The sequence below is a fragment of the Methylobacterium sp. E-012 genome (assembly GCF_057836545.1).
In genome coordinates, this window is the sequence record NZ_JBYQEY010000001.1 from 5,496,073 (window position 1) to 5,511,496 (window position 15,424).

A 15,424-nucleotide genomic window follows, 5' to 3' on the forward strand; every position below is an offset into this window, starting at 1 on the left:
GGTTCGGGAGAAGCGCGATGACACTCGAGACCGCGACGGCGTTGTCCTCCTCCGAGCAGAAGACGGCCCGTGCCGGGCTGATTGAGGCCGCCGCCGACCTCGTGACCGAGCAGGGCGGCCCGGGCGGTTTCGTGCGCGACCTGCTCGGGCGGGTGACCCCGGAGGATCTGGCCTCCTACCAGGCCGATGCCCTGGCCGATCTCGCCGCCCGGGCCCGGGCATTCCTGGCCGACCCGCGTCGGCCCGGCGATCCGGCCCGGATGCGTTTGAGCGATGTCGATCTGGTCCGCGACGGCCGCCGCCGCGAGATGACGATCCTCGAGGTCATCAACGACAACCGCCCGTTCCTGCTGGATTCGACGCTGGCCGAACTCACCGAGCAGGGCTTGTCGCCGGACCTCGTCGCCCACCCAATCCTGGGTGTCGAGCGGGATGCCGGGGGGGCGCTGATCCGCGTAGTCGGCGAGACGACCGCCGACGCCCAGGGCAGCCTGGCGCGCGAGAGCTTCATCCACATCCATCTCGATCGCCTCGCCGCGGAGGCCGGTGAGCGGCTGCGGGAGGCGCTGGCGGCCGTCTACCGGGACGTCGCCCTGGCGGCCGACGATCACGACGCGATGCTGGCGCGGCTCACCGATCTCGCGGAGAATCTGGGCCGGGCACCGACCCCCATGCCGGAGAGCGAGATCGCCGAGGCGCGGGCCTTCCTGGACTGGCTGACGGACGGGCAGTTCCTCCTCGTGGGGATGCAGCAGCACGGCATCGACGGCGAGGCGCATCCCCTGGTCGATGGGTCGAGCCTCGGCGTGCTGCGCGATCCCGGCGCCACGCCGCTGCGCCGGGGCCGGACGCCGGTGGACTACACCCCCGAGATCCTGACCTTCCTGGAGGAACCCCAGGCGCTGATCATCACCAAGGCGAGCGTGAAGTCCCGCGTCCACCGGTCCGCCTACCTGGACTATGTCGGGGTCAAGCTGTTCTCCGGCCTCGGCAAGCTCTCGGGCGAGGTGCGGATCGTCGGCCTGTTCACCGCCACCGCCTATACCAGCCCGGCCCGCGACGTTCCGGTCCTGCGCCGGAAGGTCGAGGCCGTCGTCGCCCGCGCCGGCCTCGACCCGACCAGCCATGCCGGACGCAGCCTCCTGGCGGTGCTGGAGAGCTATCCGCGCGACGAGCTGTTCCAGATCGACGTCGAGCGGCTCTACCGGTTCACCCTGGCCATCGCCAACCTCGCCGACCGGCCGCGGATCCGAGTCCTGTCGCGGCCGGACCGCTTCGGCCGCTTCGTCTCGCTCCTCGTCTACGTCCCGAAGGAGCGCTACGATTCGACCATCCGGGCGCGGATCGGCGCCTACCTCGCCGACGCCTATGGCGGGCGGCTCAGCGCCGCCTACCCGGACTACCCCGAGGGGCCGCTCGCCCGCACCCACTACATCGTCGGCCTTCCCGACCAGGGCGCCCCCGAGATCGATCCGGCCGGCCTCGAATCCGGCATCGCCGCCCTGGTCCGGACCTGGGGCGACGCCCTGCGGGCGGTTCTCGCGGAGAGCCAGGGCGGCGACCGGGCACGCCGGCTCGCGGCCCGGTACGCCGACGCGTTCTCGGCCGCCTACCGGGACAATTTCCAGCCGGAGGTCGCCGTCGGCGATGTCGCGATCCTGGACAGCCTCAGCGCGGAACAGCCGCGAGCCGTGCATCTCGGCCGCCGCGGGTCGGATTCGGCCGCGCAGGTCCGCCTGAAGGTGTTCTCGCGCATGACCGCGATCGCGTTGTCCGATCGCGTGCCGGCCCTGGAGAATCTCGGCTTCCGCGTCATCAACGAGCGCACCTACCGGATCGTGCCGGCGGGTGCCGCCGAGGCGGACCGGGTTTGGCTGCACGACATGCTGCTCGAACGCGCCAGCGGGGCCGCGATCGAACTCACGGATCTGGAGCAGCCCCTGGAAGACGCGATGCTCGCCATCGCGGAGGGCACGGCGGAATCGGACGGCTACAACCGCTTGGTGCTGGAGGCCGGCCTCGCCTGGCGTGAGGCGGCGCTGCTCCGGGCGCTCGGGCGCTACCTGCGCCAGCTGCGCATCCGCTACGGTCAGGATTACATCGCCGGGACCCTGAGCCGGCATCCCGGGATCGCGCGGGCGATCGTGAGCTTGTTCCGCGTCCGGTTCGAGCCCGCCACCAAGGGCGACCGCGCCGCCGGGACCGCGGATGTCCGGGCCGGAATCGAGGACGCGCTGGCCGACGTCACCAGCCTCGACGACGACCGGATCCTGCGCCGGTTCGTCAACCTCGTCGAGGCGGCGGTGCGGACCAACTTCTTCCAGACGGGGGCCGACGGGAAGCCGCGGGAGACGATCAGCTTCAAGTTCGCCTGCGCGAAGGTGGCGGCGATGCCCCTGCCCCGGCCGCTGTTCGAGATCTTCGTCTACGCCCCCCGGGTCGAGGGCGTGCACCTGCGCTTCGGCTACGTCGCCCGGGGCGGCCTGCGCTGGTCCGACCGGCCGGAGGATTTTCGCACGGAGATCCTCGGGCTGGTGAAGGCCCAGCAGGTCAAGAATGCCGTGATCGTGCCGGTGGGCGCCAAGGGCGGATTCTTCCCCAAGCGCCTGCCGCCGGCTTCCGACCGCGCCGCCTGGATGCGGGAGGGCACCGAGAGCTACCAGCTCTTCATCCGCACCCTGCTCGAACTCACCGACAACATCGTCGGCGACGCGATCGTGCCCCCGCCCGACACGGTCCGGCACGATCCCGACGACGCCTATCTCGTGGTCGCCGCCGATAAGGGCACCGCCACCTTCTCGGACATCGCCAACGCGCTCTCGCTGGAGAAGGGCCATTGGCTGGGCGATGCCTTCGCGTCCGGCGGCAGCCAGGGCTACGACCACAAGGGCATGGGCATCACCGCCCGGGGCGCCTGGGAGGCGGTGCGCCGCCACTTCCGCGAGATCGACATCGACGTCCAGACCGATCCGATCACCGTGGTCGGCGTCGGCGACATGTCGGGCGACGTGTTCGGCAACGGCATGCTGCTGTCGCAGAGCATCCGGCTACGCGCGGCCTTCGACCACCGGGACATCTTCCTCGACCCGAACCCGGACGCGGCGGCGAGCTTCGCCGAGCGCCGCCGCCTGTTCGATCTCGGGCGCTCGTCCTGGGCGGATTACGACCGGAGCCTGATCTCGGCGGGCGGTGGCGTGTTCTCCCGCAGCCTGAAGACGGTGCCGCTCTCTGAACCGGTGCGGGCGGCCCTGGGCTTCGACCGCGCGGAGGCCACGCCCACGGAGCTGATGCAGGCGATCCTGAAAGCGCCGGCCGACCTGCTGTGGTTCGGCGGCATCGGCACCTATATCCGCGCCACGACCGAGACCGACGACGATGCCGGCGACCGCGCCAACGACGCCGTGCGCATCACCGGCCCGGAATTGCGGGCCAAGGTCGTCGCCGAGGGCGCCAATCTCGGCCTGACCCAGCGCGGGCGCATCGAGGCCGCGCGCGCCGGCATCCGCCTCAACACCGACGCCATCGACAATTCGGCCGGCGTGAACACCTCCGACGTCGAGGTCAACATCAAGATCGCCCTGATGACGCCGGAGCGTGACGGGCGGCTGAGCTACGAGGCCCGCAACGCCCTGCTCGCCACCATGACCGAGGAGGTCGGCCACCTCGTCCTGCGCAACAACGAATTGCAAACGCTCGCCCTGTCCCTCGCCCAGCGCGGCGGCCTCGGCGAGACCGGCTTCGCCCTGCGGACCATGCAGGCGCTGGAGGCCGAGGGGCGCCTCGACCGGGCGGTGGAGTTCCTGCCCGATGATGCCACGCTCACCGAGCGCCTGCGCCGGAACGAGGGGCTGACCCGGCCGGAATACGCGGTGCTGCTCGCCTACGCGAAGCTGTCGCTGCACGACGCGATCCTGGACAGCGCCGTACCGAACGACCCGTATTTCGACCGCGAATTGCAGCGCTACTTCCCGAAGGCCCTGCGCGAGCAGTTCCCGGACGCCGTGAAGGGACACCGGCTGCGTCGCGAGATCATCGCCACGGCGCTGGCCAACATCATCGTCAACCGGGGCGGCCCGTCCCTGACCACGCGCCTGGTCGACGGGACCGGCGCCGACGCGGCCACCATCGCCAAGGCCTATGCGGCGACCCGGGACGCCTTCGGCCTGATGGAGCTCAACCTCGCCATCGACGGCCTCGCCGGCCGGATCACCGGCGCGGATCAACTCGGCCTCTACGCCGAGGTCCAGGATCTGCTGATGAACCGCATCGTCTGGTTCATCCGCAACCTCGACCTAACCGGCGGCCTCGCCCCGATTGTGGGACGCTACCGGGACGGCATCGCGGCGGTGGAGGCGGCGCTGCCCAAGGTGCTCGACGCGGCGGCCCGCGGGGCGATCGACACACGCGCGACCGAGCTCGAAGAGCTCGGCATGGAACCGGCGCAGGCCCGGCGGCTCGCCTCCCTCACCGCCCTGGTCTCCGCCCCCGACATCGTCCGGGTCGCCGAAGCGGGCGGGCGGCCGGTGGAGGAAGTGGCCGCCACGCATTTCGCCCTGGAGCACGCCTTCCGCCTCGATGAACTCGCCGCGGCCGCGCGCACCGTCCCGGTCGCCGACACGTTCGATCGCGTCGCCCTGGAGCGCGCGGTGGCCGGCATCGCCGCCGCCCATCGCAAGCTGACCGCCGAGATCGTGTCCGATCTCGGCGCTGGGCCCGGGGCCGTCGAGGCCTGGGCGAAGGCCCGGGGGCCGTCACTCGCCCGGATCCGCGATGCGGTCGACGCGATCCGCGCGTCCGGTCTGACGGTCTCCAAGGCGACCGTGGCGGCGAGCCTGCTCGGCGATCTCGTGCGCGGGGGCTGAGAATCCGGCGCCGGGCGCATCGGCTGAGCCACCGGAACCGGGAGAATGCTGCCGGCGACGGCGACGTGCGCTCAGGCCCCCGGCGCTGAGGGAGAAAACACCCGCCGCATTGCGCGGCTGACGGCCGTCAGGGTGAGGAGGAGGCCGACGAGCGACACCGCCGCCGCGATCAGCGGCAACTCTCCGTAGCCGACGCCGAGCGTCAGGGCGGCGCCGCCGATCCAGGCCCCCGTGGCGTTGCCGAGGTTGAAGGCGCCCTGGTTGAGCGTCGAGGCGAGGTTCGGCGCGTCGCTGGCGGCCTCGACCACCCAGATCTGGAGCGGCGAGACCAGGGCGAAGACCAGCCCCGACCACAGGACCAGAACCGCGACCGTCATCGCCGGATGGTGCGCGACGACGGCCAGGAGCAGCAGAGACACCACGATGCCGAGGAAGCTGCCGACGATCGTCGCCATCTGGCCCCGGTCAGCGAAATGTCCGCCCGCGAGATTGCCGATGGTCAGTCCGGTTCCGGCGGCGAAGAGTACGCCGGTCACACCCTGCGGCGAGAACCCGGTCACCCCGGTCAGGAACGGGGTGATGTAGGTGAACACCGTGAAGAAGCTCACCGACGACAGGGTCGAGATCAGCATCGGCCGCAGCACCGGCCAGCGGCCGAGCGCCCGGAACTCGCTGACCAGGCGTCCGCGCGTGCCGGGCAGCCCCGTGGGCACGCAGAGCTGGATCGCCAAGCCTGCCGCGAGGCCGATCCCCACCACCGCCCAGAAGGTCGAACGCCATCCCGCGACCTGCCCGAGGGCGGTGCCGAGGGGCACGCCGAGGACGTTGGCCAGCGTCAATCCGGTGAACATCAGGGCGACGGCCTGGGTCCGCTTCTCCCGCGGCACCAGATCCCGCGCCACCACGGCGCCGATTCCGAAGAAGGCCCCGTGCGCGAAGGCCGTCAGGATCCGCGCGGCCATCAGCAGCGTGTAGCTCGGCGCCATCGCGCAACCGAGGTTACCGGCCAGGAACACGCCCATCAGGGCGAGCAGGGCCGCCTTGCGCGGCATGCGCGCCGTGGCGATGGCCACGACCGGCGCGCCCACGACCACGCCCATGGCGTACCCGGACACGAGATAGCCCGCCTGCGGGATCGTGACGCCGAAGCTCTGGGCCACCTCCGGGAGCAGGCCCATGATCACGAATTCAGTGGTGCCGATCCCGAAGGAGGCGACGGCGAGGGCAAGGATCGGCAATGGCGGCACGGCGCGGCTCTCCGGCGCGGGATGTTCGCTCGATTGTGCGAAGCAACATGCGCAAGATGCCAGCGACGTGCGGCCTGCCTAGCCGCGAACGCGCGGCGCACGGTTGCGCGACGCGCAAGCGCGCCGTCCGGCCCGAGAGCGCGCTCATCGCACCAGGCCTCGTGGCCTGCGCCGCGGGTCCGGATCGCCCGGCGATGCCGATCGGTAGCCGATCGACGGCTGCCGGGTTGCCACGCTTCCGCGGTCCGCGCGCCTCACCGTGCAACGGGACCGGCCGAGCGGATCACTCCGCCGGGGCGTTCTTCCGGCTGCGCGGCTTCGGCGACGCTGCGGCCGGCGCTTCCGTCACGATCGGCTGGACGGGGCCGTTATACTTGCGGCGCTGCTGCCCCAACCCGAGGGCCCGCGCCAGCTCGGATCGCTGGGCGGAGTAGCTCGCCGCGGTCATGGGATAGTCCACCGGCAGCCCCCATTTCGCCCGGTACGCCTCCGGCGACAGCCCGCGCAGCGTCAGATGCCGGCGGAGAGTCTTGTAGGGCTTCCCGTCCTCGAAGCTGACGATGTGATCAGTCGTAATCGACTTTCGGATCTGCGCCGGCGTCAACTTTTCGGCCGGCCCAGTCGAGCCCTCGCCCGCAGTCGCGAGATGGCTCAAAGCGCCGTGAACGATGTCGATCAAGCCCGGAAGATCGGTCGAAGGGACCGAATTGTTCGACACATAAGCCGCGACGATATCGACAGCCAGTTCGATGCGCTCCGACTGCTCGCTCGCTACACTCTCGTTCATGATCGACCCCCGTTATTCAAAATATCCGGATCGACCAATCCATCTCGGATGCGATCGAAAACTTTCTGATCCTAGCGGATTTCCACGCAAATCTCAATCGGATCGGACTCGAGACGGAAACAGGCCGTCGCGATTTCGAAATGCTGGCCGAACGCGCCGTTGACGCGACATTAACCACGTAGAGCTAGCCTCAATTAACCATACCGATGACCCGTTTGGTCGCGGCGTGGACGGTGAATCCCGGCGTTCAGGACTCGGGATATTGGTGGAGACCGAGATCAAGTGCGTACGGCACGGTCTGACCGGCGGGACCGGCACGAGATTCGGCTCGCGTATGCAGCCCTGACGCTCGCGCTCGCGGCGTCGCCGACCTCTGCGCAGCGCTTCGATGCGATCAGCCCCGTCACAGGGCAGCCCGACAATCCCGGAACCGGACTGGATACGGCCCCGAACGGCCTCCCCTCCCTGAGGCGGCGCCTCCCGGACGGGCTGTCGCGCGACGACGGCCGCGGCTCGCCGAGCGGGGATACGACGGGGGGCGACCAGATCGGCGGCGACAGCCTGCGCTCGCCGCTCTCGCCCGCGCTCCCGACGCAGGGGCAGGTCCAGCCGGGCCAGTCCCAGCTCGATACCCGCACGACCGGAGGCGGCCAGCGCACCGGCGGCAGTTCGACGGCACCGGCCAATCTGGCGCCCTCGGCCCTGCTCAGATCGCGCGCCGCGCCCCCGCGCCGGCTCGGCACCGCGACCCGCAGGTTCACGCAGGACATCACCCAGGTTCCGAGCCCGGCCCTGAAGCTCACACCGATCATCCAGCAGCCGGTGGTCGGGGTGCCGCTGCCGCAGGCGCCGACGCAACTTCGGCCGATCCTGCCGCTCATCCCCGGCTCAGCCGCCCTCGGCCTCCTGACCCCGGGCTTCATCCTGGGTACCGATCTCGCCCGGCCGATCCCCATGGATCCCGCCTACGCGCCACTCGGCTATCAGGTCGGCTCGTTCACGGTGCTGCCGAGCTTCGCGCAGAGCCTCGGATACGATTCCAACCCCGATCAGACCAGCCGGCAGCTCGCCAAGGGCTCCGTGGCCCTGCGCACCGATGCGGCGGTCGATTTCCAGAGCAACTGGTCGTCGAGTTCGCTCCAGGGCTCCCTGCGCGGCGCCTATCTGGAGACGCCGCAGAACGAACCCGCGAGCCGGCCCGCCGCCGACGGCGTCGTGCGCCTGCGCATCGATGCGGACCGCGATCTGCACATCGACGCCGAAGGCCGCTTCCTCGTCGACACGCAGCGCACGTCGAACCCCAATCTCCAGGCCGCGAACCTCGGGCTCCAGGCCGCCGCGACCACGAGCCGGCCGCTGCTGGCCGTATACGGGGCGTCCCTCGGCGCGACCGAGACCTTCAACCGCCTGTCGGTGACGCTGCGCGGCTCGATCGATCGCTCGGAATTCGACAACGCCCGGCTGTCCGACGGTACGATCATCAATCAGGCCGACCGGAACCTGAACCAGTACAGTCTCCAGCTGCGCACCGCCTACGAGGTCAATCCGGACTTCAGCCCCTTCGTGGACATCCTGGCCGATACCCGCGTCTACGATCTGCGGCAGGACCAGAACGGTATCCGGCGCGATTCCGACGGGATTGCCGTGATGGTCGGGGCCAGCTTCGGCCTGCTGCGCACGCTCACCGGCGAGATCTCGGCGGGCATCCAGCACCGCACCTACGTCGATCCGACCCTGCGCGCCATCGACGCCCCCCTGGTCAACGCCGCCCTGGTCTGGTCGATGAGCCCGCTCACCACCGTTCGCCTCACCGCGGCCACCGGCGTCACCGAGACGACCATCGTCGGGTCGAGCGGCATCCTCACCGACGTCGCCACCCTCGAAATCCAGCACGACCTGCTGCGCAACCTGTCGATCGTGATCGGCGGCTCGCTCCTGCGGAACGACTATCAGGGCAGCACGATCCGGGAGAACGGGGTCTCGGCGACCGCGCGGCTCGACTATCACCTGACCCGGTGGCTGACCCTGCGGGGCACCTACATCTACCAGCAGATCAACAGCACGGTGACCGGGGCGAGCTTCCAGGACAACACCTTCCTGGTCGGCTTGCGGGTCAATCCGTAGATCGGGCCGGAACGGCGCCGTCCGGTGGCGCAGGTCCCGCCCGGTATTGCGCATCCTTGCCGTATCCGCGGTCAGACCCGCTTCGACGCGAAGAAGTCCCGCAGGAGCGCCGCCGCCTCGCGTTCTCGGAAGCCGCCATAGACCTCCGGCGCGTGATGGCAGGTCGGCTGGTTGAAGACCCGCGGCCCGTTTTCGACGCCGCCGCCCTTGGGATCCGATGCCCCGTAGTAGAGCCGCCGGATCCGCGCGAAGGAAATCGCCCCCGCACACATCGGGCAGGGTTCGAGCGTCACGTAGAGGTCGCAGCCGGTGAGCCGTTCGTCGCCGATCGCCGCGCAGGCCGCCCGGATGGCCAGGATCTCCGCATGCGCGGTCGGATCGTGCAGCGTTCGCGGCAGGTTGTGGGCGACGGCCAGCACGGCCCCGTCCCGGACCACGACGGCTCCCACCGGAACCTCGCCGGCCGCCTCCGCCCGCCGCGCCGCGGCGAAAGCCTGATCGAACGCGCGCGCGCCCGGCGCCGCGGCGCGGCCGGGGGAATCATCCGCCATGGTGCCGCCGTTCCATCACCCGGAATCGGGCGGCCCCGCGGCCCGGCGGATTGATCCAGAGCAATGTTAAGGCCTGGAACATACGCGCGACCGTGTCCGTTCTAAGCATCTCGTGCGGCGCCGCCGCAGGAATACAGGAAGGGTAACGCCATGAGCAGCACCACCGACAAGATCAAGGGCGTCGCCAACGAGGCTCTCGGCAAGGCCAAGCAGGGCATCGGCGACGCGACCGGCAACGACAAGCTCAAGACCGAGGGTGCGGCTCAGGAGCTCAAGGGCAAGACCCAGAGCACTGTCGGCGACGCGAAGGACACGGTGAAGTCGGCAACCGACAAGCTCTGATCGCCACGGGACGATTGGAACGGGACCTGCCACGGGCGGGTTCCCACCAGGGACCGGCTCGAACAACGCGAGGATGCCATGATCGGTTGGGCTGTCACGTTTCTCGTCGTCGCGCTCGTCGCGGCTCTGCTCGGCTTCGGCGGCATCGCCGGGACGGCCATGGAAGCGGCCAAGGTGATCTTCTTCGTGGCGATCGCGCTGTTCCTCATCTCCGCGGTGTTTGGCGTGATGCGGGGCCGCTCTCCCAGGCTCTGACCGACGTATCGGTCTCCGATCAGGGTGGTGGCGCCCGGGAACGGCGCCGTTCCGTATCGGCCACCGGGTCCGCTTCTGCGGAGCGCCAGCGATGGATTTCAGGGCCGTTCCCCAGGGAGCGGCCCTTTCGTGTGGGAACCCGACGGCGTTCCAGACCCAAAGACCCGTCTCGCCTGTCGGTATCGGCTCTGCTAAGGCCCGGGCATGAGCGATATGCCGAAAGACGACACGCCGGAGGGTCCCGCCCGTCCGGACCCGGAGACCGCGCGGGTGGGGCGCTGGACGCCGACGACCGACGCCGGCAGCGCAGCCGAGCCGGCGCCGGCCGAATCCGCCGCCAAGCCGCGTCCGGAAAAGCGACACCCCGTGCGCCCCCCGTCCGAGCCGGCGGCCGAGGACCCGTCGGCCGAACCCGCCGACGCGCCGACGCCCCCCGGGGAGCGGATCGCCAAGGCGATGGCACGCGCCGGGATCGCGTCGCGGCGCGACGCCGAGGCGATGATCCTCGCCGGCCGGGTGAGCGTCAACGGCGAGACGTTGAGTTCGCCGGCACGCAACGTCACCGAGGATGATCGCATCCTGATCGACGGCGAGCCGATGCCGCTGCGGGAGCGCAGCCGCCTGTGGATCTTCCACAAGCCCAGGGGCCTCGTGACCACCGCGCGCGATCCGGAGGGCCGGCAGACCGTCTTCGATGTTGTCCCCGAGGATCTGCCCCGGGTCGTCGCGGTCGGACGCCTCGACATCAACACCGAGGGGCTGCTGCTCCTCACCAACGACGGCGGCCTCGCCAAGGTGATCGCCCATCCCGACACCGGCTGGCTGCGCCGCTACCGGGTCCGCGCCCATGGCGATACCGATCAGGCCCAGCTCGACAAGCTCGCCAAGGGCGTGACGATCGACGGGATGGAGTACGGCCCGATCGAGGCCATGCTCGACCGCGTGCAGGGCGACAATGTCTGGCTGACGCTGGGATTGCGCGAGGGCAAGAATCGCGAGGTCAAGCGCATCCTCGAGCATCTCGGCCTCTCGGTGAACCGGCTGATCCGCCTGTCCTTCGGGCCGTTCCAGCTCGGCGATCTGGAGGTCGGCCTCGTCGAGGAGATCCGCACCCGGGTCCTCAAGGATCAGCTCGGCAAGTCGCTCGCCGAGCAGGCCGGCGTCGATTTCGACAGCCCAGTGCGCGAGCCGATCGTGCCGTTCGGCGGATCCAAGGCCGAGGATGGCGGTGCGAAGACCGCCCAGAGGGGCGCCGCGAGCCGGCGCAACGCCGCGCGCCCCGCCCCCGCACCGCGCGTTTCGACGGGTGGATCCGGGTCCGGACCGCGCAACGCCGCTTGGCGCGACGACGACGATTCCAAGCCGCGCGGGACGCGCATCCCCCGCCGCGGCGCCGATCCACGGGCCGCGCAGGCCGCCGCCGCGGAACGCGGACGCGAACGCGTCGGCTCGATCCGGGCCGGGGACCGCCGCGTCGTCGTGGAGCGCCTCGCCGCGACCCCGGTCGAGCCTGCGCCCCAGGAGAAACCGCGTCGCCGCTACGCCGATGACGGCCCGTCCGAGCGGCCGCAGCGGGACGCCGGCGGCCGTTCCGGTCGTGCGGGTGGATCCGGGGGCGCGCGCGGCCCCGCACCGTATGGCGAGCGGGCCCCGGCATCCCGCGGCGAGCGCGGCGGCGGCGAGCGGCCGAACCGGCCACCGGCGCGCGCCGCCGAGCGCCCAAGGGGCGATGCCAGGCCGGATGACCGGCGGGGACCCAGGACGGATGAGCGGCGCGAGCGCCCCTTCAACGCCGGCTCGGCGGAAGGCGCGGGTGCCGGCAAGGGCGGTTTTCGGACCCAGAAGCGCGGTCAGGACGGCGGTAAGCCGGCCTTCGGCGGCCCGAAACCGGGTGGTGCCCGGCCCGGGGGCAAGCCGGGCGGGTTCGGCGGCAAACCGGGCGGCTTCGGCGGCAAACCAGGCGGCTTCGGTGGCAAGCCCGGCGGGTTCGCCGGAAAGGCTCCCGGCCGGGGCGGGTCCGGCGGGGGTGCAAGACCCGGCGGACGACCGGGCGGCGGCAAGCCCGGCGGGTTCGGCAGCAAGCCCGGCGGTGGGCGGCCGCCGCGCGGGACGCGATGAGGATTGTCGGAGGTGCCTGGCGCGGCCGCAGGCTCGCGGCGCCGCGCACCTCCGCCATCCGGCCGACCTCGGATCGCCTCCGGGAGTCGCTGTTCAACGTGCTGGCCCACGCCTACGACGACGCCTTCGCGGGAGCCCGGGTGCTCGACCTGTTCGCCGGCACCGGGGCGCTCGGCTTCGAGGCACTCTCGCGGGGTGCGGCCTACGCGCTCCTAGTCGATGACGGCACGGAGGCCCGGGCGGTGATCCGCGCCAACATCGAGGCCCTCGGCGCCGAGGGCGTGACGCGCCTGTTCCGGCGCGACGCGACCCGGCTCGGCGCGGCCGGGACGGCGGGTCAGTTCTCGCTCCTGTTCTGCGATCCGCCCTATCATCGCGATCTCGCGCCCCGGGCTCTGGCGAGCGCAGCCGCGGGTGGGTGGCTCACGCCGGGCGCCCTCGTGGTGGTCGAGGAGGCCGAGACCGTGCACTTCGATTGGCCGGACGGGTTCGCCGAACTGGAGCGGCGCGCCTACGGCGAGACCGCCGTCGCCCTGGCGCGGTTCGCCGCCTGACCGCACGATCTGCGCCGTCGGTCAGCTCACCCGCCGGATCGGGCCAACATCGTCCCGCGGGGTGACCCTCCGGCTTTCGGAGCAGACGATGCGGGAGCCGGACGGTCGACGGACCGGTCGCTTCGAGGCGCCCTTCCCGACAGCGGCCGATGGTGAGGCTTTGCGACGACCCTACGCGGGTCCCGTCGCGTCTGCGCGAGCTCTCGGCCGAGCGCGCCGGTCGACCTCAGGCGCCCGGAGCCGCACTGCGGGAGGCATTGTCCGCGGCGGCGGCCTCGATGGCCCGCTGGTGGCCGATCCGCGCCGCGGATTTCACGAGGCTCAGAACGTCGCGGCGCATCTGATCGTCGGCGATCTGATTGTAGGCGCGCAGGAGTTCCACGGCCCCGGACACGCGCAGCAAGGCCGGACCGTTATCCGCCGCGTTCTCGGCCTCCGGCTCGAAGAAGCTCGATACCGGGACGCCGAGCCGCTCGGCGATCGCCTGCAGGCGGCCAGCCCCGACCCGGTTCTTGCCCGTCTCGTATTTCTGGACCTGTTGGAAGCTCACCCCGAGCGCGCTCGCCAAGGCGGACTGGCTCAGCCCGTTCGCCGCGCGCAGGAACGCGATGCGGCTGCCGACGCCATGATCGATCGCCGTCGTCTGCTTCGGCTTTGGACTGGACTTGGCCATGGGTCGGGGTCCGAACGTCGTCTCTGTTGGCGGGCATGCACAACCGCAACCCGAACCGCCGACCACAACACACAGCTGCCATATCGTGCGGCCGGGAATCTGGCCTGCGATCAGTAGATGCCACAGCCAAGCCCAGCACGCAACGAAAGGTCGCGGCGGCGACATCTGAGATATCGAAGATGGTTGCGCGATCTGTGCAATGCCCGTCCGCGCCTCGGCGCGCGCATTGTATTGAACTTATTGTGCACCGATTAAACTACGCAGGGATCGGCGGATGAATATTTGAAGCGGCGACGGAGATGCACATTCGCGCCGGCATCGCCCAAGAGTTCGACTGACGCGATTCCGCTGGGCGCAGCCCCGCCGCATCATGCCCGCCGTCGTCGCAGGGCTAGGATGCCGGCCCGAGCCAATCCGTCACGATCGCGAGTTGGCGATCGTCCAGGAGGGCGGGGGCATGGCCGCAATCCGGAATCTCGACGCGCTCCGTCGGCGGCCCCCGCCGGGTCATCTCGTCGGCGGTGGCGGCGAGGAGAAGTTCCGATTGCGCCCCGCGCAGCAGCAGGACCGGACAGGTGATCGCGTCCCAGTCGCGCCACATGCTGACGCTGTAGACCCGTCCGGGCCTGAACGCGTCGCCGATGCCCGGATCGTAATGGGGCCGCCAGCCTCCGTTCGGCTCCCGGAAGAAGCTGTATTTGGCGATGTGGCGCCACTGCTCGTCGGTCAGCGGCCCGAAGGATCCGAGGACGGTGCGCAGGCGCGACTCGCCCGAGGCGAGGTTGTGGTGCAGCCGCGGCGCGTCGCGCAGGCGCGAGCCGATGTGGCGGATCGGCGCCCAGGGCAGGAACGGACCGATATCGTTGATCACCATGCGGCGGATCGGCGTGTTGGCCGACGCGGCCAGGACCATGCCGGTCAGGCCGCCGAGGGACGTGCCGACCCAGTCGATCGGTCCGCGGATCCGCAGATGCGCGATGAGCGCCGCCATGTCGGCGGCGTATTGCGGCAGGCCGTAGAGTTCCGGATCCTTGAGCCAGCCGCTGAGGCCGCGCCCCGGCAGGTCGGGGCAGACGACCCGGTAGCCCATCTTCGCCAGCCTGTAGCCGAGGGGATCGAAGTCCCGGCCCTGGCGGCTCAGTCCGTGGACGCACACGACAACACGCGCGCTGTCCGGGTCGCCCCACTCGACATAGGCGATGCGGTGGAAATCGTGGGGCGCGTAGGCGAGGAAATCGCCGGTCCGGAACGGAACGTCGGCCTGGCTGAGATCGTCGAGCCGCGGCATCGCCGTCACCGGAAGCGCGCGCGCCGCCGGGTCGGCGGTCACGGTTTTTCCGTGCGTGCCGCGGCCTCGCGGGCGAGCCGGCTGGTGGTCTGGTGGATGTCGACCATCTGGTCCGTCAGCCGGCGCGCCTGCTTCTGCAGGAAGGCCGCGTTCAGGGCCGCCGCCTCCCGGGCATCAGCCGCCTGCGCGACGCGCTCGGCATAGTCCAGGGTGGCGCGGACGTTCGTGTCCGAGGCGACGAGCACGCGATGCCCGATCTCGCGCATCGCCGCCAGCGTGTGCACGGTGTTGTCCTCGAAGGCGTTGTAGAGGCGCGCACCAGCGGCCTCCCACTGCTCGCGCATCCGCCGGGCGCCCGCCGCGTTGCTCTCGTTGAGGTGGTTGGCGGTCTCGCGGCTGGAGCCCATCACCGAGCGCCACCCCTCGAAGGTCTGGGCCATCGAGGCCTCGAAGGCGTTCAACGCCATCTCGCCGGCCTCGGCAAAGCGCTCGTAGGCTTCGCGCGCCCGCGCCACGCCGCCCTCGGCCATGGCCCGTCCCGCCTGCGTGGAGACCATCGGCCCGTTGTCGTTCCCCACGGTCGCCTTCCCTCCATCGCCGGCCCGGATCGGCCCGACCCCAGG

General features: G+C 70.9%; 12 protein-coding genes. 6 read left to right on the forward strand and 6 right to left on the reverse strand.

The genetic code is table 11. The features are described 5' to 3' along the window. Positions 1-17 precede the first annotated feature (17 nt). Positions 18-4,862, forward strand: coding sequence for an NAD-glutamate dehydrogenase (locus AC3IF1_RS26355; protein WP_489219993.1), 4,845 nt, complete (start codon positions 18-20; stop codon positions 4,860-4,862). A gap of 71 nt (positions 4,863-4,933) precedes the next feature. Here the strand turns inward: AC3IF1_RS26355 and AC3IF1_RS26360 are convergent, their stop codons facing one another. Together AC3IF1_RS26360 and AC3IF1_RS26365 are read right to left on the reverse strand one after the other, a co-directional pair. Further along, positions 4,934-6,109: an MFS transporter gene (locus tag AC3IF1_RS26360; protein ID WP_489219994.1), complete on the reverse strand. Its 1,176-nt coding sequence runs from the start codon at positions 6,107-6,109 to the stop codon at positions 4,934-4,936. Positions 6,110-6,392: 283 nt separating this feature from the next. Beyond that, positions 6,393-6,896 (reverse strand): Ros/MucR family transcriptional regulator, encoded by a 504-nt coding sequence (locus AC3IF1_RS26365; RefSeq protein WP_489219995.1) that lies wholly within the window; start codon positions 6,894-6,896, stop codon positions 6,393-6,395. 321 nt (positions 6,897-7,217) lie between these two features. Here AC3IF1_RS26365 and AC3IF1_RS26370 point away from each other — a divergent pair, with 321 nt between their 5' ends. Then, positions 7,218-9,020, forward strand: a complete 1,803-nt coding sequence (locus AC3IF1_RS26370; RefSeq protein WP_489220479.1) for an outer membrane beta-barrel protein — start codon at positions 7,218-7,220, stop codon at positions 9,018-9,020. Between the two features lie 71 nt (positions 9,021-9,091). Here AC3IF1_RS26370 and AC3IF1_RS26375 read toward each other — a convergent pair whose 3' ends face one another. Beyond that, positions 9,092-9,571, reverse strand: a complete 480-nt coding sequence (locus AC3IF1_RS26375; RefSeq protein WP_489219996.1) for a nucleoside deaminase — start codon at positions 9,569-9,571, stop codon at positions 9,092-9,094. 150 nt (positions 9,572-9,721) lie between these two features. Here AC3IF1_RS26375 and AC3IF1_RS26380 point away from each other — a divergent pair, with 150 nt between their 5' ends. The 4 genes from AC3IF1_RS26380 to rsmD all read left to right on the forward strand — a co-directional run bounded on the left by AC3IF1_RS26380 (position 9,722) and on the right by rsmD (position 12,840). Next, positions 9,722-9,913 carry a CsbD family protein gene (locus tag AC3IF1_RS26380; protein ID WP_243965580.1) on the forward strand — a complete coding sequence of 64 codons (192 nt, stop codon included), beginning with the start codon at positions 9,722-9,724 and terminating at the stop codon, positions 9,911-9,913. Between the two features lie 78 nt (positions 9,914-9,991). Next, positions 9,992-10,168 carry a DUF1328 domain-containing protein gene (locus AC3IF1_RS26385; RefSeq protein WP_243965578.1) on the forward strand — a complete coding sequence of 59 codons (177 nt, stop codon included), beginning with the start codon at positions 9,992-9,994 and terminating at the stop codon, positions 10,166-10,168. Positions 10,169-10,372: 204 nt separating this feature from the next. Beyond that, on the forward strand, positions 10,373-12,286 hold the full coding sequence (locus tag AC3IF1_RS26390; RefSeq protein ID WP_489219997.1) for a pseudouridine synthase: 1,914 nt from the start codon (positions 10,373-10,375) through the stop codon (positions 12,284-12,286). After that, the gene (gene rsmD / locus AC3IF1_RS26395) at positions 12,283-12,840 is read left to right on the forward strand and encodes a 16S rRNA (guanine(966)-N(2))-methyltransferase RsmD (protein WP_489219998.1); all 558 of its coding nucleotides are present in this window, start codon (positions 12,283-12,285) and stop codon (positions 12,838-12,840) included. Before AC3IF1_RS26390 ends, rsmD begins: the two co-directional genes overlap by 4 nt. A gap of 226 nt (positions 12,841-13,066) precedes the next feature. Here the strand turns inward: rsmD and AC3IF1_RS26400 are convergent, their stop codons facing one another. From AC3IF1_RS26400 to AC3IF1_RS26410, 3 genes are all read right to left on the reverse strand, one after another. Then, positions 13,067-13,513: a helix-turn-helix domain-containing protein gene (locus AC3IF1_RS26400; RefSeq protein ID WP_489219999.1), complete on the reverse strand. Its 447-nt coding sequence runs from the start codon at positions 13,511-13,513 to the stop codon at positions 13,067-13,069. A gap of 391 nt (positions 13,514-13,904) precedes the next feature. Beyond that, the gene (locus AC3IF1_RS26405) at positions 13,905-14,843 is read right to left on the reverse strand and encodes an alpha/beta fold hydrolase (protein WP_489220000.1); all 939 of its coding nucleotides are present in this window, start codon (positions 14,841-14,843) and stop codon (positions 13,905-13,907) included. Further along, positions 14,840-15,379, reverse strand: a complete 540-nt coding sequence (locus AC3IF1_RS26410) for a phasin family protein (protein ID WP_489220001.1) — start codon at positions 15,377-15,379, stop codon at positions 14,840-14,842. Before AC3IF1_RS26410 ends, AC3IF1_RS26405 begins: the two co-directional genes overlap by 4 nt. Between the last annotated feature and the right edge of the window lie 45 nt (positions 15,380-15,424).

Bases quoted from the DNA above. Each gene is read 5' to 3' on its own strand.
- AC3IF1_RS26355 (WP_489219993.1), top strand. From the start codon at position 18: ATGACACTCGAGACCGCGACGGCGTTGTCCTCCTCCGAGCAGAAGACG.
- AC3IF1_RS26365 (WP_489219995.1), bottom strand. From the start codon at position 6,896: ATGAACGAGAGTGTAGCGAGCGAGCAGTCGGAGCGCATCGAACTGGCT.
- AC3IF1_RS26375 (WP_489219996.1), bottom strand. From the start codon at position 9,571: ATGGCGGATGATTCCCCCGGCCGCGCCGCGGCGCCGGGCGCGCGCGCG.
- AC3IF1_RS26380 (WP_243965580.1), top strand. From the start codon at position 9,722: ATGAGCAGCACCACCGACAAGATCAAGGGCGTCGCCAACGAGGCTCTC.
- AC3IF1_RS26385 (WP_243965578.1), top strand. From the start codon at position 9,992: ATGATCGGTTGGGCTGTCACGTTTCTCGTCGTCGCGCTCGTCGCGGCT.
- AC3IF1_RS26390 (WP_489219997.1), top strand. From the start codon at position 10,373: ATGAGCGATATGCCGAAAGACGACACGCCGGAGGGTCCCGCCCGTCCG.
- rsmD (WP_489219998.1), top strand. From the start codon at position 12,283: ATGAGGATTGTCGGAGGTGCCTGGCGCGGCCGCAGGCTCGCGGCGCCG.
- AC3IF1_RS26400 (WP_489219999.1), bottom strand. From the start codon at position 13,513: ATGGCCAAGTCCAGTCCAAAGCCGAAGCAGACGACGGCGATCGATCAT.